This is a genomic window from Allobosea sp. Tri-44 (assembly GCF_004123845.1).
Taxonomy (GTDB): Bacteria; Pseudomonadota; Alphaproteobacteria; order Rhizobiales; family Beijerinckiaceae; genus Allobosea.
Genome location: NZ_NBDP01000023.1, coordinates 115,214 through 132,990, shown reverse-complemented (window position 1 = coordinate 132,990; position 17,777 = coordinate 115,214). Strand labels below are relative to the sequence as shown.

The 17,777-nt window shown below is 65.8% G+C and carries 18 protein-coding genes and 1 other RNA gene; 8 read left to right on the top strand and 11 right to left on the bottom strand.

Translation table 11 applies throughout. The features are described 5' to 3' along the window. The 6 genes from B6S44_RS15750 to rpmH form a co-directional block, all read right to left on the bottom strand. The gene (locus B6S44_RS15750) at window positions 1–858 is read right to left on the bottom strand and encodes a VOC family protein (protein ID WP_129157843.1); all 858 of its coding nucleotides are present in this window, start codon (window positions 856–858) and stop codon (window positions 1–3) included. A 165-nt stretch (window positions 859–1,023) separates the two neighbouring features. Then, a complete protein-coding gene (gene yihA / locus B6S44_RS15745) occupies window positions 1,024–1,689 on the bottom strand; it encodes a ribosome biogenesis GTP-binding protein YihA/YsxC (RefSeq protein ID WP_129157842.1) in 666 nt (221 codons plus the stop codon). A 9-nt stretch (window positions 1,690–1,698) separates the two neighbouring features. Then, complete coding sequence (locus tag B6S44_RS15740; RefSeq protein ID WP_129157841.1) at window positions 1,699–2,331, bottom strand: CatB-related O-acetyltransferase; 633 nt, start codon at window positions 2,329–2,331, stop codon at window positions 1,699–1,701. Window positions 2,332–2,470: 139 nt separating this feature from the next. Further along, window positions 2,471–4,372 carry a membrane protein insertase YidC gene (gene yidC, locus B6S44_RS15735; RefSeq protein ID WP_129157840.1) on the bottom strand — a complete coding sequence of 634 codons (1,902 nt, stop codon included), beginning with the start codon at window positions 4,370–4,372 and terminating at the stop codon, window positions 2,471–2,473. A gap of 44 nt (window positions 4,373–4,416) precedes the next feature. Further along, a complete protein-coding gene (rnpA, locus tag B6S44_RS15730) occupies window positions 4,417–4,800 on the bottom strand; it encodes a ribonuclease P protein component (protein WP_129157839.1) in 384 nt (127 codons plus the stop codon). Between the two features lie 55 nt (window positions 4,801–4,855). Then, window positions 4,856–4,990: a 50S ribosomal protein L34 gene (gene rpmH, locus B6S44_RS15725; protein WP_103873127.1), complete on the bottom strand. Its 135-nt coding sequence runs from the start codon at window positions 4,988–4,990 to the stop codon at window positions 4,856–4,858. A gap of 234 nt (window positions 4,991–5,224) precedes the next feature. Here rpmH and ffs point away from each other — a divergent pair. The 4 genes from ffs to recR all read left to right on the top strand — a co-directional run bounded on the left by ffs (window position 5,225) and on the right by recR (window position 8,452). Beyond that, window positions 5,225–5,321, top strand: an RNA gene (gene ffs / locus B6S44_RS15720) — signal recognition particle sRNA small type. A 123-nt stretch (window positions 5,322–5,444) separates the two neighbouring features. Beyond that, on the top strand, window positions 5,445–7,286 hold the full coding sequence (locus B6S44_RS15715; protein WP_129157838.1) for a DNA polymerase III subunit gamma/tau: 1,842 nt from the start codon (window positions 5,445–5,447) through the stop codon (window positions 7,284–7,286). 133 nt (window positions 7,287–7,419) lie between these two features. Further along, complete coding sequence (locus B6S44_RS15710; RefSeq protein WP_092157374.1) at window positions 7,420–7,740, top strand: YbaB/EbfC family nucleoid-associated protein; 321 nt, start codon at window positions 7,420–7,422, stop codon at window positions 7,738–7,740. Between the two features lie 106 nt (window positions 7,741–7,846). Then, on the top strand, window positions 7,847–8,452 hold the full coding sequence (recR, locus tag B6S44_RS15705; protein WP_129157837.1) for a recombination mediator RecR: 606 nt from the start codon (window positions 7,847–7,849) through the stop codon (window positions 8,450–8,452). A 9-nt stretch (window positions 8,453–8,461) separates the two neighbouring features. Here the strand turns inward: recR and B6S44_RS15700 are convergent, their stop codons facing one another. After that, window positions 8,462–8,749 (bottom strand): hypothetical protein, encoded by a 288-nt coding sequence (locus tag B6S44_RS15700; RefSeq protein WP_129157836.1) that lies wholly within the window; start codon window positions 8,747–8,749, stop codon window positions 8,462–8,464. 212 nt (window positions 8,750–8,961) lie between these two features. On the opposite strand from B6S44_RS15700, the gene dapD reads away from it, so the two are divergent. Both dapD and B6S44_RS15690 read left to right on the top strand, forming a co-directional pair. Further along, the gene (dapD, locus tag B6S44_RS15695; RefSeq protein WP_129157835.1) at window positions 8,962–9,804 is read left to right on the top strand and encodes a 2,3,4,5-tetrahydropyridine-2,6-dicarboxylate N-succinyltransferase; all 843 of its coding nucleotides are present in this window, start codon (window positions 8,962–8,964) and stop codon (window positions 9,802–9,804) included. 19 nt (window positions 9,805–9,823) lie between these two features. Then, the gene (locus B6S44_RS15690; RefSeq protein WP_129157834.1) at window positions 9,824–10,417 is read left to right on the top strand and encodes a hypothetical protein; all 594 of its coding nucleotides are present in this window, start codon (window positions 9,824–9,826) and stop codon (window positions 10,415–10,417) included. A gap of 41 nt (window positions 10,418–10,458) precedes the next feature. Here the strand turns inward: B6S44_RS15690 and B6S44_RS15685 are convergent, their stop codons facing one another. The 3 genes from B6S44_RS15685 to B6S44_RS15675 form a co-directional block, all read right to left on the bottom strand. Next, window positions 10,459–11,013, bottom strand: coding sequence for a DUF1269 domain-containing protein (locus B6S44_RS15685; protein ID WP_129157833.1), 555 nt, complete (start codon window positions 11,011–11,013; stop codon window positions 10,459–10,461). Between the two features lie 86 nt (window positions 11,014–11,099). Continuing rightward, window positions 11,100–12,587 carry an MDR family MFS transporter gene (locus B6S44_RS15680; protein WP_129157832.1) on the bottom strand — a complete coding sequence of 496 codons (1,488 nt, stop codon included), beginning with the start codon at window positions 12,585–12,587 and terminating at the stop codon, window positions 11,100–11,102. A 161-nt stretch (window positions 12,588–12,748) separates the two neighbouring features. After that, on the bottom strand, window positions 12,749–13,201 hold the full coding sequence (locus B6S44_RS15675) for a winged helix-turn-helix transcriptional regulator (protein WP_129157831.1): 453 nt from the start codon (window positions 13,199–13,201) through the stop codon (window positions 12,749–12,751). A 114-nt stretch (window positions 13,202–13,315) separates the two neighbouring features. Between B6S44_RS15675 and B6S44_RS15670 the strand changes: the two genes are divergently transcribed. Both B6S44_RS15670 and B6S44_RS15665 read left to right on the top strand, forming a co-directional pair. Further along, the gene (locus B6S44_RS15670; RefSeq protein WP_129157830.1) at window positions 13,316–14,593 is read left to right on the top strand and encodes an MFS transporter; all 1,278 of its coding nucleotides are present in this window, start codon (window positions 13,316–13,318) and stop codon (window positions 14,591–14,593) included. A 690-nt stretch (window positions 14,594–15,283) separates the two neighbouring features. Further along, window positions 15,284–16,372 carry an acyltransferase family protein gene (locus tag B6S44_RS15665; RefSeq protein ID WP_129157829.1) on the top strand — a complete coding sequence of 363 codons (1,089 nt, stop codon included), beginning with the start codon at window positions 15,284–15,286 and terminating at the stop codon, window positions 16,370–16,372. Window positions 16,373–16,542: 170 nt separating this feature from the next. On the opposite strand, the gene B6S44_RS15660 is transcribed toward B6S44_RS15665, so the two are convergent. Beyond that, window positions 16,543–17,517 (bottom strand): sensor histidine kinase, encoded by a 975-nt coding sequence (locus tag B6S44_RS15660; RefSeq protein WP_164985846.1) that lies wholly within the window; start codon window positions 17,515–17,517, stop codon window positions 16,543–16,545. Window positions 17,518–17,777 lie beyond the last annotated feature (260 nt).

Sequence of the window (17,777 nt, the reverse complement as noted above, 5' to 3'; positions counted from 1 at the left end):
TCAGCCTCGGAGCGTGATGCGATTCCCCCAGGGATCGACCGCCGATCCAGCATCGTCGCCAGCAGCCGCCAGGCGCCGGCTCAGCGCGGCATGAGCCTCCGCATCGCGCGCGACCAGCTCGAAGCTCGACAATCCCGCCTCACTGTCCCGGCGCGGACCGGCGCCGCGGCTGTGCCAGACATTGGCGGCGATGTGGTGGTGATAGCCCCCGGTCGCCATGAAGCTCGCACCGGGATAATGCACCGTCACCTCGAAGCCGAGCGCATCGCGATAGAAGCTCTCGGCCTGCGCAACGTCGCCGACGCGCAGATGGATATGGCCCATAACGGTACCGCCCGGCATACCGGCATAGGCACGGCCGTCGCCGTCGCGCAGCAGCGCATCGAGGTCGAGCCGCTCGGTCGCCATCTTGAGCCGGCCGCCATCGAGCCGCGGCCATTCGGGGCGGCTGCGGTCGCGATAGATCTCGATGCCATTGCCCTCGGGATCGGAAAGATAGAGCGCCTCGCTGACGAGATGGTTCGAGGCACCTTCAAGCGGCACGGACGTTTGCGCGGCATGCTGCAGCCAGTTGCCGAGATCGCGGCGCGAGGGCAGCAGGATCGCCATGTGGAACAGGCCGGCGGCTGAGGATGGATGCTGCGCGCCGGCTTCGAGCTTGACCAGCGGCTCGTCGCCGGCGCCGAGCACGGCCCGCTCCGCATCCTGACTCAGGACGGAGAGCCCGATCGCGTCGCGATAGAACGCCGTCAGCCCGGGAAGATCGCGGACGCGCAAACTCACTGCACCGATATGGACGGGAGCGTCGAGCGCCTCGTTACGGACGGGTTGGGCCAAAGCCTCTGTGGCTGCGGACATGGGGACTGCTCCAAACTTGCTGGCGGCAACGCCGCCTGACTGCAAGATGGGGCTTTCAACCGCGCTTGTCGTCCCCTCGCGGGCAAATCAGATATTGCGCCACCGCAATCTCATCGAATCACTATCGCTAAAAGCAAAGCGACGAAGCAATGACAACCCAAGCTGTCAGGCCCGCTCGGCCAGCGCCCGCGCGATCGCAGCGCGGAATTCGGGAATGCCGAGACCCTTCTCGCTGGAGGTCAGCAGCACTTCGGGGAAAGCAGCGGGGCGGCGCTTGATCTCGTCATAGGTCGCCTCGGCCATAAAGGTCTGGTCGGCCTGCTTGAGCGCATCGCCCTTGGTCAGCACGACCTGATAGCTGACGGCGGCCTTGTCCAGCGTCTCCAGCACGGCGCCGTCGACGTCCTTGATGCCGTGGCGGGCATCGATCAGCACATAGACCCGCATCAGGTTGGCGCGGCCGCGCAGATACTCATGAATCAGCCGCGTCCAGGCCGCGACCTTCTCCTTGCCGACGGCGGCGTAGCCATAGCCCGGCATGTCGACGATGGTCAGGCGCTCGTCATGGTCGACCTGACGGAAGAAGTTGAGCTGCTGGGTGCGGCCCGGCGTATGCGACGTCCGCGCCAAGGCGTTGCGGCGGGTGAGCGCGTTGATCAGGCTCGACTTGCCGACATTGGAGCGGCCGGCGAAGGCTATCTCCTGCCCGACCATGGGCGGCAGGTCGTCGATCTTGGTCGAGGCCCAGACGAAATCCCACGGACCCTCGAACAGCTTGCGGGCGGATTCGAGCTCGTCGGCGGTGAAGGGCGTGGTCTGATCTGAGGTCATTGCCCCTGCCTACACGGCGGCGCGCAGCGCGTCGATGTCCGCACCGGCTATCAATGGCAGGTTGCGTGCGATCTTTTCCGGCTCCCAGTCCCACCAGCGGATCTCGAGCAGCGCCGCGACCACCTCCGGCGCAAAGCGCATCTTCACGACGCGCCCGGGATTGCCGACGATGACGGCATAGGGCGGCACGTCGCGCGCGACCTGCGCCCGCGTGCCGATGATCGCGCCATCGCCGATGGTGACGCCCGGCATGATCACCGCCTCGCGGCCGATCCAGACATCGTTGCCGATCACGGTGTCGCCGCGCAAACCGAGGCCATCACGGGTGAAATCCGGCACGTTCTCGAAGCCGAACATGCCGAACGGATAGGTCGAGAAGCCGCCCATCGGATGGTTGGCGCCGTTCATGATGAACTGCGCTCCTTGAGCGATCGCGACGAACTTGCCGATGATCAGCCGGTCGCCGATGAAGTCGAAATGATAGCGCACGCAGCGGGCGAGGAAATGCTCGGGACCGCGCGAGTCGTCGTAATAGCTGTAGTCGCCGACCTCGACGAGCGGGTGGTCGACGACGGCCTTGAGAAAGGCCGTGCCCTTCCAGCCGGCGATCGGATGGCGGGTTTTCGGATCTGGAAGAGGCATGGCGCGGCACTAAGCACATCGCCACCGTCCGGGACAAGCCACGAAGCCGGGCAACCCCGGCAGCAAACGCAAAACGCCGGAGCCCGAGGAGGCGTCCGGCGTTCCATGTCGTTGCGGTCGGGGCTCGCGCCCCACCACCTCACTTCTTATTGCTGTTGGCCGGCTTGGGCGCGGTTACAGCGCCAGCCTCAGCCGGCTTCTTGCCGAACATCGCCTTGATGTTGTCGAACAGCTCGATCTTGACGCCGTGCTTGCGCATGATGAAGCCCTGCTGGAGGATCGAGAGCAGGTTGTTCCAGCTCCAGTAGATCACCAGGCCGGCCGGGAACGAGCCGAGCAGGAAGGTGAAGAACACCGGCATCCAGGTGAACATCATCTTCTGGACCGGATCCGGCGGCTCCGGGTTCATCTTCATCTGCACGAACATCGTCACGCCCATCAGGATCGGCCAGATGCCGAGATGCAGCATGGCCGGCGGCGTGAACGGCAGGGCGCCGAACAGGTTGAAGAGGTTGGTCGGGTCCGGCGCGGCAAGGTCACGGATCCAGCCGTAGAACGGCGCGTGCCGCATCTCGATGGTGATGAACAGGATCTTGTAGAGCGCGAAGAAGACCGGGATCTGCACCAGCACCGGCCAGCAGCCGGCGAGCGGGTTGATCTTCTGCGTCTTGTACAGCTCCATCAGCGCCTGCTGCTGCTTCATCTTGTCGTCAGCATAGCGCTCGCGGATCGCCAGCATTTCCGGCTGCACCGCCTTCATCTTCGCCATCGAGGCGTAGGACTTGTTGGCGAGCGGGAAGAACAGGCCCTTCAGCAGGACAGTCACGACCAGGATCGCGATGCCGAAATTGCCGACATGCTTGTAGACCCAGTCCATCACGTAGAACATCGGCTTCGTGATGAAATAGAACCAGCCCCAGTCGATCATCAGCTCGAAGCGCTTGATGCCCTGGTTCTTCTCGTAGCCGTCGATGGCTGAGACTTCCTTGGCGCCGGCGAACAGGCGCGAGGAAGCGCTGGCCGAAGCACCCGGCGCGACATTGACGGCTTCGCCGAGGAAATCGGCCTGGTAGGTGCGGACCGACCCGGTCTGCACCGAGGAGTAGCGGCCTTCGTACTTCTTGCCCTGGTCCGGGATCGCGGCAGCGGCCCAGTACTTGTCGGTGATGCCGACGAAGCCGCCGACGACGTCCTTCCAGGCCTTGCCATGCGTCGCCGAGCCGAGCGCCGGCTCCTTGTCGACGGTGTCGTAGGTGTATTCCTGCAGGCCCTGCTCGCCGAGCGAGCCGATCATGCCCTCGTGCAGCACGTAGTAGCCGAGCGTCGCCGGCTTGCCGACGCGGACGATCTGGCCATAGGGGTAGAGCGAGACGGCGTTCGCGCCCTTGTTCTCGACTTCGTCGCGGATCGAGAACAGGGCGTTGTCGTCGACCGCGATCGTGCGCTTGAAGACCAGGCCCTGGCCGTTGTCCCAGGTCAGCGTCACCGGCTTGGCCGAGGTCAGGACCTCGCTGTCGGCGCTCCAGACCGTGGTGGCGTTCGGCAGCGGGACGGAAGCGCCCGGTCCCGCGACCCAGCCGAAATCGGAATAATAGGCGTTCGGGCCGCCGGCCGGCGAGAGCAGCACGATGATCGGGCTCTTCGGGTCGACCGTCTCGCGATAGGCCTTGAGCGAGACGTCATCGATGCGCGCGCCGGTCAGCGAGAGCGAGCCGGCGATCTTGGGCGTATCGATCCTGAGGCGCGGTCCGGCGGCGAGGGCCGCCTCGCGGGTCGCGGCGACCGGGGCGGCCGTGACGGGCGCCTGGCCGGGCTGCGCCGGCGCTGTGCCCGGCGCCGGGGCAGTGCCGGGAGCAGCCGGGACGCCGGAAGGCTGGGTCGCCTGCTGGCCGGGCGCTTGCTGGCTTTGCGTCTGCTGATTCTGCTGGGCGATCTGCTTCTGCTTCTCGGCTTGCGGCAGGCCGTAGAAATATTGCCAGCCGAGCAGCACGACGACCGAGAGCGTGATCGCCAGCAGCAGGTTGCGGTTGTCTTCTTTCATCATCATCGTCTGAAAACGGTCTCGCTGGCAGCCCTGGCGGGCGTCTATGAGGCGGGGCGCGAAGGGGAGCGCCGATCGGGGCGGCGCTTGCCGCCGCTCGGGCGGGCACGGTCGAGCGCGACCGCGATATCATCGACCATGGCCCTGAACGCGGCGTTCACGGTTTCGGGCCGGGCAACGATCACGAGATCGCAGGGCTTCCTGGTCTGCTCAGCCAGAGCGAGCGCAGCGGCGGCGCGCAGGCGGCGGCGGATGCGGTTGCGCACCACGGCGTTGCCGGTCTTGCGCGAAGCGGTCAGCCCGAGGCGCAGGCCGTCCTGCGCCGGCTTGTCGAGGACCTGCGCGGTGAAGGCGGACGAACGAAAACGGCGGCCGTGCTCGGCCGCCGCGAGAAAGTCCTTGCGTTGCGTCAGACGGGCGAGGCGCATGGCGGTTTGCCAGTCTTCCGGAACGGGCGCGCCTTGACAGCGCGCCTTGAGCTCATCAGGCCGACAGGCGCTTGCGGCCGTGGGCGCGACGGGCGGCGATGACCTTCTGGCCACCCTTGGTCGCCATACGGGCGCGGTAGCCGTGGCGGCGCTTACGCACCAGCTTGCTGGGTTGATAGGTTCTCTTCACGGTCCGTCTCCGGGGCCTAGATCGGCGCGGCGAGCGTAGCTCTCATAAGAAAGCCGATGCCAGCCAGGCCTGTCGTGCAAAAAGGGTCCGCGCCGCCCGGTAGGCAGCGCAGGTGGCGGGCTTATGGCGGATGGGGCAGCCCAAGTCAATGCCGAAACGCCTGTGCCGGACCGTCGCAGCAGCGCCTTGCATCGCAGACTTGCGCTCGCGCGCCAAAGCAACGATATAGCCGGCGGGAGGTTGGCGAGGGACGTCTCACTCGCCAACCCGGTCAGGTCCGGAAGGAAGCAGCCGTAACGAGACCGAACGGGTCTTCGTCCAACCTCCTACCTTGGCGCAAGTCCATCTTCGCGCATGTGCGCAAGCCGCGCCTCCCTCATATTCCTGACGCATTCGCGCCCGCCCATGACAGAGCGGCGTTGACCGGCGCGCCGCGATTGGCGAAAGCAGGGGCATGACCGACGAGACCGTCCCCGCCGACGAGCCGGGTTTTCCCGGCATGGCTCCGGCGCCAGCCCCGGCCGCAGCGCCCACCGGCTATCGCGTGCTGGCGCGAAAGTACCGGCCGGCGCATTTCGGCGACCTGATCGGCCAGGACGCCATGGTCAGGACGCTGACCAATGCCTTCGCGGCGGGCCGCATCCCGCAGGCCTGGATGCTGACCGGCGTGCGCGGTGTCGGCAAGACCACGACGGCACGCATCCTCGCGCGGGCGCTGAACTACCAGAACGCCGACGGCAGCGGCGCCCCGACGACCGACCTCACGCAGTTCGGCGTGCATTGCCAGGCGATCGTCGAGGGCCGGCATATCGACGTGATGGAGATCGACGCCGCCTCGAACAACGGCGTCGACAATGTCCGCCAGATCAACGATGCGGTGCGCTACGCCCCGACCAGCGCGCGCTACAAGGTCTACATCATCGACGAGGTCCACATGCTCTCGGGAGGCGCCTTCAACGCCTTCCTGAAGACGCTGGAGGAGCCGCCGCCGCACGCCAAGTTCATCTTCGCCACCACCGAGATCCGCAAGGTGCCCGTGACAGTGCTCTCGCGCTGCCAGCGCTTCGACCTGCGCCGCGTCGACGCGGCATTGCTGGTCGGACATCTCGACAGGATCTGCCGGGCCGAGGGCATCGAGGCCGAGGAGGAGGCGCTCGCCGCCGTGGCGCGAGCCGCCGAAGGCTCGGTGCGCGACTCGCTCTCGATCCTCGACCAGGCGATCGCCCATGCCGGCGGCAGGATCACGCTGGACGAGGTCCGCAGCATGCTCGGTCTCTCCGACCGGGCGCGCGTCATCGACCTGTTCGAGCTCGTCATGAAGGGCGACATCGCCGGGGCGCTGACCGAGCTTCGGGCACAATATGACGCCGGCGCCGATCCGGCTGTCGTGCTCTCCGACCTCGCCGAGTTCAGCCATCTGGTGACGCGCCTCAAGCTCGTGCCGGATGCCGCCAAGGACAACAGCCTCTCCCAGGCCGAACGGGTACGCGGCGCCGACTTCGCCCAGCGCCTGTCGATCCGTGTTCTGGCGCGTGCCTGGCAGATGCTGCTGAAGGCGATCGGCGAAGTCCGCCAGGCTGACCGGCCGGTGCTGGCGGCCGAGATGGCGCTGGTACGCCTCGCCCATGCCGCCGACCTGCCGACGCCGGACGAGGCGCTCAGGATGCTGCGCGATGGCGGCGGCAGCCTAGGCGGCAATGGCTCGCCCGCTCCACGGTCACCCTCCGGCGGCGGCGCGACTGCGCTCGCGGCGCGCCCGGTGCTCGCCAGTGCCAATCCGGTGCCTGTCGCACAGCCGCGCGCCAGCGCCCTGCCACAGCCGCAGAACCTGGAAGATCTGGTCGCGCTCGCCTCGCGCCAGCGCGACATCACCATGAAGCTGGCGCTGGAACGCGACATCAGGCTGGTGCGTTTCGAGCAGGGCCGGATCGAGTTCGCGCTGGCCGAGAGCGGCAACCGCCTTCTCGCCAACGATCTGTCGAAGCGGCTGAAGGAATGGACCGGCCAGACCTGGCTGGTCGCGGTCGTCAACGCCGAGGGAACGGCGACCCTGCGCGAGCAGGCAGCGGCCGTGCGCGACAAGCGCGAGAACGATGCTGCCAGCCACCCGGCCGTGCGCGCTGTGCTGGAGCGCTTCCCGGGCGCGCGCATCGTCGATGTCCGCGATCCGCGCGAACCGGAGCCGGAGACGCCGGCCATGGCCGCGGGCGGCGACGAGGATCTGCCGGAAGCCGAGCCGCTCTTCGACGATAGCGAGCCCGATTTCGACGGCGTCGAGTTCTGGACCGATAATTGAACACAGAGCATTGCGCGAAAAAGTGGGAACCGGTTTTTCGCAAGAGCAATGCTCTCAACTTTTGGCATCGATCACGTTTTTCGCATTTTGACGTATCAGTCAAAATACGACGTGATCTAAAGGGAGCGCCGACATGCGCGACATGATGGGCCTGATGAAGCAGGCGCAGGACATGCAGAAGAAGATGGCCGACATGCAGGCCCAGCTCGAGACGCTCGAATTCGAGGGCTCGGCCGGCGGCGGCCTGGTCAAGGTGGTGATGACCGCCAAGAACGTGCTGAAATCGGTGAAGATCGACCCGAGTCTGATGGTGCAGGGCGAGGAGGAGATCCTCGAGGATCTCGTCATCTCCGCCAGCAACGACGCCCGCAACAAGGCCGAGCGCTCCGTGCAGGAGCGAATGGCCGAGGTCACCCGCGGCCTGCCGATCCCGCCCGGCATGAAGCTGTTCTGAGTAGGCCACAGCGTCATGCTCGGGCCAGGCCCCAGCATCCCTCGCAGAAGCGCCCTCTTGTCCTGAGATGGTTGGCTCAAGGCCGACCATGACGCCCCCGAGACCCATGTCCCGCACCATCGCCGGCCCCGAGATCGAGCGCCTGATCCAGCTCCTGGCCAAGCTGCCGGGCTTAGGCCCGCGTTCGGCCAGGCGCGCCGCGCTGCACCTCGTCAAGAAGCGCGAGCAATTGCTCGGCCCGCTTGCCGAGGCGATGGCGGTGGCGCGCGAGCGCATCGTCGTCTGCTCGACCTGCGGCAATGTCGACACCAGCGATCCCTGCGGGCTCTGCCGCGACCCACGCCGTGACGACGGCCTGATCGTCGTCGTCGCCGACATCGCCGATCTCTGGGCGCTGGAGCGCTCGGGCGCGGTTGGCGGGCGCTACCATGTGCTCGGCGGCGTGCTCTCGGCGCTCGACGGCATCCGGCCCGAGAACCTCTCGCTCGATGCGCTGGTGGCGCGCGCCTCGGAGCCGGCGGTGAAGGAAGTGATCCTCGCGCTCAACGCCACGGTCGAAGGCCAGACCACGGCGCATTTCATCACCGACCTGCTGGCGCATCTTCAGGTCAAGGTGACCAAGCTCGCCCATGGCGTGCCGGTTGGCGGCGAGCTCGACTATCTCGACGACGGCACGCTGGCGGCGGCGATCCGCCAGCGCACAGGATTCTGACGCGCCGCCTCAATCGTCCCAGGGCGAGGCGCTCTTGCAGCGGTAGCCGACGAAACATTGCGGCGTGTCGCGGGCGGGCACCCAGGCCGGATCGGCCATTTCGTCGAACTGACAGAAGCTGCGGTCGCGCACGAAGCGGTCATAGGTATAGCCACCGGTGCCGAGCACGATCGCGCCATTGGCGATGACGCTCTGGCGATTGGCGTCGCAGCTGCGCGCCGGGGATTGCGGCCGAGCCTGGGCGAACGCCACGCCAGTGAGGCCGAGGGCGAGAAGAGTGATCAGGACCCGGGTCATCTTTCGGCTCCGCTGCGTTAAGCCTGTTCGCATTGTAACATGCCGGCGCCGCTCGCGTTCCCGCTTTGCCTTGACGCCGCCGCGGGCTTCCGCCATCGCTCACCCCGTCGTGCTCGGGCTTGTCCCGAGCATCCACGTCTTCCCCTTTTCATCCACGTCGCAAGACGTGGATGGTCGGCACAAGACCGACCATGACGAGAGAGAGCCGCTCCATGTCCCTGACCGATCTCGCCGCCACCATCGACGCCGCCTGGGAGAACCGGGCCGAGATCGGCATCCACACGAAAGGTGCCGTGCGCGAGGCGGTCGAGCAGGCGATCGAATTGCTCGATTCCGGCCAGGCGCGCGTCGCCGAAAAGGTCGGCGGCGAATGGATCACGAATCAGTGGCTGAAGAAGGCGGTGCTGCTCTCCTTCCGCCTCGCCGACAATGAGGTGATGGCGAACGGTCCCGGTGACGGCGTGTTCTGGGACAAGGTGCCGTCGAAGTTCGCCGGCTGGGGCGAGAACCGCTTCCGCGCCGCCGGCTTCCGCATCGTGCCGCCGGCCGCGGCGCGCAAGGGCTCCTATCTCGGGCCGAACGTCATCCTGATGCCGTCCTTCGTCAACATCGGCGCCTATGTCGATTCCGGCACGATGGTCGACACCTGGGCGACGGTCGGCTCCTGCGCCCAGATCGGCAAGAACGTCCACCTTTCGGGCGGCGTCGGCATCGGCGGCGTGCTCGAGCCGCTGCAGGCCAACCCGACCATCATCGAGGACAACTGCTTCATCGGCGCCCGTTCCGAGGTGGTCGAGGGCGTCGTCGTCGGTGAAGGCTCGGTGCTCGCCATGGGCGTCTTCATCTCGGCCACGACCAAGATCGTCGACCGCGCCACCGGCCAGGTCCATGTCGGCAAGGTGCCGCCCTATTCGGTCGTCGTCGCCGGCTCGCTGCCGGGCAAACCGCTGAACGACGGCACCCCCGGCCCCTCGCTCTACTGCGCCGTGATCGTCAAGACGGTCGACGCCCAGACCCGCGCCAAGACCGGCATTAACGAATTGTTGCGCGACTGAGCCTAACGAGGCGGAGCCCATGAAGGCCCTCCTGAGCGCCGCTGCCCTCTCGATCTTCACCCTCTCCGCGCAGCAGGTGCGCGCCGAGCCGGTCAACCTTACGCTGAAGCTCGTCGACGAGGCCGGCAAGCCGATCGCCGGCCAGGCGCTCCGGGTGGTGCTCGGTTCGGAGGCCGAGGCCAGCGCACCGGGAGCAGGACAGCATCTATCAACCGACGCAGGCGGCGTCGTGCGCATGACGGCCGAGGCGACGATCGACCGCCGCAGCGTCTCTTCGACCAGCGCCTTCGCCCGTCATCCCGCGGAGCATCTGGTAGTCGGCGTCGAGCTCGATCTGATCGGCCGGCGCGCGCTCTACCGAGTCAGGCTCGACCAGACCAAAGCGGGCACGGTCGGCCAGATCAACGCCTTCCTGCCGGGCGCCGGCGGCCGCTTCGACCTGCCGCTGGCTTTCCATGCCGACACGCAAAGCTGGAGCCTGCCCGACGATCCGGCCGGGCTGCGCCTGACCGGCATCGGTGCCGAGCTCAAGGCGCACAGCATGGAAGGCTCGGCCGAAACCGCGCGCAGGGTCACTCTGACCATCGCCAAGCAGGCCTTCAAGCGGCGGTAGCTGGCGCCAGAACGGCGCCAGCTACCGGGCTATGCCTGCACTTATACACCAGGGATCGGGTTCGGCGTCGGCTCCGTCGAGGCGGGCGCCAACTCCTGCCGCTGCGCTGCCGGCGAGCCGGCGAGCGCGTCGCGCAGCTTCTGCTCCTGCGAATGGTCGAGCGAGGTCTTGAGCACGACACCGCCAGTGCCCTTCAGCGCTTCGAGCACCTTGTCGCCCGTCATCTTCTGGATCAGCACGAAGAGCGCGGCATTCCCCGGCTGCAGATTGGTGGCGAGCTCTTTCATGAAGCCGTCATTGACGCCGTAATCGGTGAGGGCCCCGCCGAGCGCGCCGGAGGCGGCACCGATCGCCGCGCCGAAGACCGGCATCAGGAAGATCGCGCCGATCAGCAGGCCCCAGAAGCCGCCCGATGCCGCACCGAGCGCAGTGGTGTTGAGCAGCTGGTTGAGCTTGATCTTGCCACCTTCGTGCATCACCGCGATCGCGGCATCGCTGATCTGGATCAGATATTCCTTCTGCAGGCCGATGATCTTCTGCCGCATTTCCTCGGCCTTGGCCTCGGTCGGATAGACGATGACGACGAGATCGGACATGGCGCACTCCTGTGACACGACGGCTCGAAACTGCCGCCGCTCTGTGACGGGCTTGCGGCAAACGCGCGACGAGTGCGGGCGTTCCGCTACTCTCCGCCCACCTCCTTGGCGGCCGCGAGCGCCGCGCCGCGCAGAGGCAGCTCCTTCATGCGTATCAGGAAGAGGAGAGCCAGGGCGAATCCGGCGAAGCTCGCGGCGAAGACGTAGCGGAACAACCCGACCATGGTCGCCCGGTCGACCCCTCCCGCCTTGAGCGTCTCGGCCGAGAGGCCGACGCCGCTCGCACCGAGGCCGCCGAGCACGATCGCACCGAAGATGGCGACGATCAGCGCCCCGCCGATCTGGCGGAAGAAGTTCGCCGTGCCGGTGGCCGTGCCGAGCTGATGCATCGGCACGGCGTTCTGGATCGAGACGGTCGCGACCGGCAAGAGCGTGCCGAAGCCGACGCTGATGAAAGCCAGTACCAGCCCGAAGCCCCACAGCGGCAGCTGGTCGCCATAGGCGATCAGCGCTGCCGTGCCGGCGAGCGCGACAACGAGCCCGATGACCGGCACGCGCTTGTAATGCGTGAGCTTGCCCATCGCCCGACCCGAGGATGTCGCGCCGAGGACCGTGCCACAGGTCAGCGGGATCAGGCCGAGACCGGAATTGGCGGCCGACAGGCCCGCCACCGTCTCGAAGTAGAGCGGCAGATAGATGGTGAGCCCAATGAAGGTACCCATGCCGAAGCCGGCGGCGATGGTACCATTGCGGACCACCGGATTGGCAAGGACCGTGAGCGGAATCAGCGGCTCCTCCGCGCTGCGCAGGCGCCAGGCAAAACAGAGCCAGAGCAGGGCAGAGCCGGCGACGAGGCCGAGGATCGGCGCAGAGACCCATGGATAATGCGTGCCGCCCCAGGACAGTGCCAGCAGCAGGGTCATCGTCGCGCTGGTCATCAGCAGCGCGCCGAGCACGTCGAGCTTGTGCGGCCGCTCATGCCGCGGCAGGCGCTGCAAGGCCTTGTCGGTCATCCAGTAGGCGCCGAGCCCGAGCGGCAGGTTGATCCAGAAGATCACCGACCAGTGCAGCGCCTCGGCGATCAAGCCGCCAAGTACCGGCCCGAGCAGCGAGGAGGTGAAGAAGACGGTGGCAAAATAGACCTGGTATTTGCCGCGCTCCCGGGGCGGAACCATGTCGCCGACGATGGTCTGCGCCATGGCGATCAGCCCGCCGCCGCCGAGCCCCTGGACGAAACGGGCGGCCACCAGCAGCCAGAGCGAGGGGGCCAGCGCGCAGGCGATCGAGCCGATCACGAAGATCACGATGCCACCGAGCATGGTGACGCGTCGGCCGTGGATGTCGGCGAACTTGCCGTAGAGCGGCGTCACCGCTGTCGAGGCGAGCAGATAGGCGGTGACGACCCAGGGCAGATGAGCGACATCGCCGAGCTCGCGGCCGATCGTCGGCATGGCAGTCGCGACGATGGTCTGGTCCAGCGCCGCCAGGAACATGGCGAGCATGGTCCCGATCAGGATCGACCGGATATCAGCATGGGAAAGCGCCGCCTGCGGCGTCTCGACCCGCTTGTCCATCGGTACGTGCCCGTCCTGTGTGCAGGGAATGCTACAGGATAGAGCCCGGGCTCGTCATGCGCCAGAGTCGGGGACGCAAGGCCGCTGCGAAGTGAGTGCAGGCCGATACCGGCTTCGACATTTCAGGCATGGGCGAAGCGACCGAAGAAGTCGGTTTCGGCTCAACCCGTCTCCTGTACCTTCAGGATCATGGCCTCATCCGCACCGATCGGCCGGCCATCCTCGGTCTGCACGGTCAGCGTGACCTTGCGGCCGCTGTCGCGCTCGATCAGCGAAGAATGCTTCTCGCCCGGCGTGAACAGATGCTGCTCGCCCCATTGCCGCAGCGCCACCATCACCGGGAAGAGATCGCGGCCCTTGGTGGTGAGCCGGTATTCCTGGCGCGAGCCGCCGGCCGCCGCCGGGACTGCCTCCAAGATGCCGCGCGCCGTCAGCGTGCGCAGCCGCTCGGAAAGGATGTTGCGGGCGATGCCGAGGCTTTTCTGGAACTCGCTGAAGCGGGTCATGCCGTCGAAGGCGTCGCGCACGATCAGCATCGACCACCAGTCGCCGATCGCGTCGAGCGCCCGGGCGCTCGGGCAATAATCGCTCACCAGGCTGCGGCGCTTCACCATCGGCTGCGAGACTCTCCTCAAGGCTCCGTGACCAGTAATCGGTTGCAAGATAAAACCACGACTGCTATTCCGCAATAAGTTTCATAATGAAACTTATCTAGTGGAGACCTGCCCATGCGACTGGACCCTGAGGCGGCGCCGGCCGGCGCCGCGAGCGCTGACGCACGCCCATTGCCTCTCCCAGCGACAGCGCCACTCTCGGCCGGCATGATCTTCCTCTTCGCGGTGGCGAGCGGGCTTGCCGTCGCCAATGCGTATTTCGCCCAGCCGCTGCTCGACATCATCGCCGATGAACTCAAGCTGTCGCGGGCGACGGTTGGCCTCATCGTTGGCGCGACGCAGCTCGGCTACGGGCTCGGGCTGATCCTGTTGGTGCCGCTCGGCGATCTCGTCGACCGCCGCAAACTCGTCGTGCTGCAATCCCTGCTCTCGGTCGCGGCACTGATCGGCGTCGCGCTTTCGGCTTCGGGCGCGATGCTGCTTGTGGCGATGGCGGTGATGGGCTTCCTCGCCGTGGTGACGCAGGCCTTCGTCGCCTATGCGGCGAGTCTGGCGCGGCCGGAGGAGCGTGGCCAGGTGGTCGGCGCGGTGACGAGCGGGATCGTGCTCGGCATCCTGCTTGCCCGCGCCATCGCCGGCGCGATGGCCGATCTCTCGGGCTGGCGCGCAGTGTATCTGCTCTCGGCGGGAGCCACGCTCATCATCGCCATCGTCCTGTTCAAGGCACTGCCGCCCGGGCGCAAGACGCCAGCGCAACTCTCCTATCCACGCCTGATCGCCTCGCTCTTTGCCCTGTTCCGGGAGGAGAAGGTGCTGCGTATCCGCGCGATCATCGCCATGCTGATCTTCGCCGATGTCACCACACTGCTGACGCCGCTGGTGCTGCCGCTCGCGGCTCCGCCGTTCTCGCTCTCGCATACGGCGATCGGCCTGTTCGGCCTCGCCGGAGCGGCGGGCGCGCTCGGCGCATCGCGGGCTGGCGCCTGGACCGATCGCGGCCATGGCCAGCGTGTCACCGGCATCGCGCTCGCATTGATGCTGCTCGCCTGGCTGCCGATCGGATTGCTGCCGCAGTCGATCCTGTTCCTGATCGCCGGCGTGCTGATTCTCGATTTCGGCCTGCAGGCGGTGCATGTCACCAATCAGGCGATGATCTACCGCGTCCGGCCGGAAGCGCAGAGCCGGCTGACCGCCGGATACATGGTGTTCTATTCGATCGGCAGTGCATTCGGTTCGTCGAGCTCGACGCTGGTCTACGCGTATGCCGGCTGGACCGGCGTGAGCCTGCTCGGCGCCGCGATCGCAGCGATCGCGCTCATCTTCTGGTCCGCGACGCTGAAGGCGATGCCGATCGAGGCGACGCGGGCCATCGCGAGAGGCCAGGCACGCTAGCGTCCGTACCGATCAGCTGCACCGCAAGCTGATCGGTAAAACGGTCTCTGACTCAAGAGACCGATTCACCGATCAGGTTGATTTAGCGAAACGATCTGATCGGCGGTGTTGTCGAGAAGGGTACCTCTGTTTCGCAGATCATCAGCTCCTCCGGCCCTATTTGACACAGGACATCGACAGGCGAACGACGGTGTTACTTCCTATGCATCCCAACCCTTTGCCAATTCCACAGATATAGTGCTGCACATCGCTATCGTGAGACGGACATGCGCTCGTTCCCGCTACCTGCCCGGTTGCTGCAGAGGTCCTTGGCGAGGCGAGGTTCGCCGCGATTCGCGGCGATCGCAGGCAGGACTTCACGCCGGGGCGCGATGCGGTAGCGACAGTGAACATTCCCGCTCGCCACCCGCACTGCGATATCGGAGTTCCGGTCGCGGACGCTGCCCTCCCGGTGATCGCGGTTGCGACGCCTCCCGGGCGCGCCGCCCGTTTTCCCGATATCGCCCTGGCGTACGGAGCTGGTGCGGCCGCGATCGTCGTGAAGTCGAGCATATCGGCCGATGCCGGAGACGAGGCAAGACCTGACCACATCCTGCTGCTGAGCCGGGTGACGCCTGCGATGCGCGGGGGCGGCGCCCCGCAGGCATCTCATATCTCTCGCTCGGCCACCCAACTCCATCGAGCAGAAGGATGGTCGAGTTGAGAGGATCTGCCGCACTGCCCCCGCACAGGCGCGCCGATATCCAGTGGCTGAGAGCGATCGCCGCGATATCCGTCGTCGTCTGGCACACCGACCTCATCGTGAAGCACGTATGGAACAATGCGGAGCTCACCCGCCATGCAGCCTATAATCTTCTCGGTGGCTTTGGTGTCGAGCTGTTTTTCATGCTTTCTGGATATTCGATCTCACTTCAGGTCATGAAATTATCCAGTCCGACACAATTCTTGTTAACGAGGGCTTACAAAATATATCCATTATACTTTATATTTACTTTAGTTATGATTGTCGCATATGTCGCAAATCCCAATTTGGAGCTCAGCGCCAGAGTGGAGAACGGTTTTCTGTTCGTCTTTTTCTCGTTTCTGGCCCTTCCCCAAGCGGCGTTGCCGTTGCTGCCCCTCGGATGGACGCTCGAAATGGAGCTGGTGTTCTATCTGATGGTGGCCGCGGCCATGGCGACGGGGATGATTGAGGCGGCGAAGAGCAGGCTTGGCTGGCTTCTCGTGGCCTTTGGGCTCGTGGGCTTCGCCATCGCCGCCAACCCCAGCGGAGGCATGGTGGTCTTCGAGATGGTCAATCCTTTCATGGCGGCATTCGGATTCGGCTGGTTGCTGCACTGCCGTGATACGCAGCCGGGCCGATCCAGCGGCGCCTTCGCCGCTGTGGCTATCGTCGTGATGCTCTGCCTGTCGAGGATCCTGCCCGAGCGCGAGGCGGCTTGCGCGCTGAGGATGGCCCTGTCGGGCCTGATCATTGTCGCGGTGATGCGCCTCGAACCCTACTTCCAGGCAAATCCACGTTTTGCATGGCCGGGGCGCGTCATCGGGGACGCGTCTTTCAGTATCTATCTTTCGCACTGGTTCGTGCTGTCCATCGCCGGAAAGCTGCTACCGCAGCTTTCGATCGCCTGGATGGGTATCGACGGCGTTCGATTGCTCGGCATTCTCGTCAGCATTGCCGTCGGGATAATCGTGCACCGGCTGATCGAGCAAAGGCTGGGCTCCTGGATCGCCCTTCATCGCCGCAACAAGCGCGCACTGTCCCTCGACGGCGCCTAGAGCATTGTCTTGACGCGAACGGAGTCTACTTCGCTCGAAAATGCTCTAGAGCAGGATGCGAAAAAGTGGGAACCGGTTTTTCGCAAGAATCCTGCTCTAACCCTTTGATGAGAGACGGATTCAGATTTCAGTTGGCATCGCCTTGCGATTCCAACTGAAATCATCCGGCTCTAGCCTTCAGCCAATGCCGCGGTCGGCGCGTCAAGCGACAGCACGATCCCGTCAGGCGCGAAGTCGATCCGGGCGGTGCCGCCGAGATAGCCGCCGAGCACCTTCTCGATCATCTGCGAGCCGAAGCCGCGTCGCTGCGGCGCCGTGACGCGAGGTCCACCGCTTTCCTGCCAGCGGAAGTGGAATTCCCCGTCCTCGTTGCGCCAGGAGGCGTCGACATGTCCGCCATCCTGTGAGAGCGCGCCGTATTTCACCGCATTGGTCCCGAGCTCGTGCAGAGCGAGCGCCATCGCCAGCGCGCATTTCGAGGAGAGCGTCACAGATGGGCCGTCGAAGGCGATGCGCTCGCCCGAGCGATGCGGCGCCAGAACGACCTCGACGAGTTGCCTGAGATCGACGCCATGGCGGCTCGCCATCATGAGCACATCCTGTGCCGCCGCCAGCGCCTGCAGCCGGTCGGACAAGCGTCGCTTCACCGCATCGAGCGGCTCGTCCTGGCCGCGCAGCGACTGGTTGACGATGCCTGAGACCATGGCAAGCAGGTTCTTGATGCGGTGATTCAGCTCGGCAGCGAGCAGTTGGTAGCGCTCCTCGCCGGCCCGCAATGCGGTAATATCGCGCGAGACCGAGAGGATGGCTTCGGGCTTGCCGTCGGATGCGATGATCGGTGAGACCTGCACATCCCAATAGCGCATATTGCCAGCAGCTGTACTGGCCGGTCCCTGGAACCGGTAGCTCTTGCCGGCCCGCGCTGCCGCCAATGCCGCCTGGGCCTCCGCATTGCCGGCGCCATCCCAGAACTGCAGCCAGGGACAACCACGGATCGCCTCGAAATCCTGAACTTCCATCACGCGCTGGCCGCCTTCGCTCATGAATTCGAGCGCACCGTCGAGGCCAATGACCTTGATGCAGTCGTCCGAGGCCGCGAGCACGGCGCGCAGGAAACGGACATCCTTGTCGAGCTGTGTCGGCACGGGCAGGCTTTCGAGTCGGGAATGAGGCATCATAATTCGACCGCTAGCGCAGCCTCTGTCAAACCCGCATGTCTTTTGACAGGTCGTCCGGCTGGAGGCACCCGTGAGGCCGCGGCGATCATTAGCCGCCGAATTGTTCGCGGTTGACGCTGCAAGCCCGCGCGGTCAGCTTGGCGCTAGTGGAACGAATTTGACATTTGCCGGCCGGCTGGCATCGCGCTGGGAGCAAATGTCAAATTTATAAGTTCCACTAGATAATC

Bases quoted from the DNA above. Each gene is read 5' to 3' on its own strand.
- B6S44_RS15710 (WP_092157374.1), top strand. From the start codon at position 7,420: ATGCGCGACATGATGGGCCTGATGAAGCAGGCGCAGGACATGCAGAAG.
- B6S44_RS15690 (WP_129157834.1), top strand. From the start codon at position 9,824: ATGAAGGCCCTCCTGAGCGCCGCTGCCCTCTCGATCTTCACCCTCTCC.
- B6S44_RS15680 (WP_129157832.1), bottom strand. From the start codon at position 12,587: ATGGACAAGCGGGTCGAGACGCCGCAGGCGGCGCTTTCCCATGCTGAT.
- dapD (WP_129157835.1), top strand. From the start codon at position 8,962: ATGTCCCTGACCGATCTCGCCGCCACCATCGACGCCGCCTGGGAGAAC.
- B6S44_RS15675 (WP_129157831.1), bottom strand. From the start codon at position 13,201: ATGGTGAAGCGCCGCAGCCTGGTGAGCGATTATTGCCCGAGCGCCCGG.
- B6S44_RS15750 (WP_129157843.1), bottom strand. From the start codon at position 858: ATGTCCGCAGCCACAGAGGCTTTGGCCCAACCCGTCCGTAACGAGGCG.
- recR (WP_129157837.1), top strand. From the start codon at position 7,847: ATGTCCCGCACCATCGCCGGCCCCGAGATCGAGCGCCTGATCCAGCTC.
- B6S44_RS15670 (WP_129157830.1), top strand. From the start codon at position 13,316: ATGCGACTGGACCCTGAGGCGGCGCCGGCCGGCGCCGCGAGCGCTGAC.
- rnpA (WP_129157839.1), bottom strand. From the start codon at position 4,800: ATGCGCCTCGCCCGTCTGACGCAACGCAAGGACTTTCTCGCGGCGGCC.
- yihA (WP_129157842.1), bottom strand. From the start codon at position 1,689: ATGACCTCAGATCAGACCACGCCCTTCACCGCCGACGAGCTCGAATCC.
- B6S44_RS15685 (WP_129157833.1), bottom strand. From the start codon at position 11,013: ATGTCCGATCTCGTCGTCATCGTCTATCCGACCGAGGCCAAGGCCGAG.
- B6S44_RS15665 (WP_129157829.1), top strand. From the start codon at position 15,284: ATGGTCGAGTTGAGAGGATCTGCCGCACTGCCCCCGCACAGGCGCGCC.
- B6S44_RS15740 (WP_129157841.1), bottom strand. From the start codon at position 2,331: ATGCCTCTTCCAGATCCGAAAACCCGCCATCCGATCGCCGGCTGGAAG.
- yidC (WP_129157840.1), bottom strand. From the start codon at position 4,372: ATGAAAGAAGACAACCGCAACCTGCTGCTGGCGATCACGCTCTCGGTC.
- B6S44_RS15715 (WP_129157838.1), top strand. From the start codon at position 5,445: ATGACCGACGAGACCGTCCCCGCCGACGAGCCGGGTTTTCCCGGCATG.
- B6S44_RS15700 (WP_129157836.1), bottom strand. From the start codon at position 8,749: ATGACCCGGGTCCTGATCACTCTTCTCGCCCTCGGCCTCACTGGCGTG.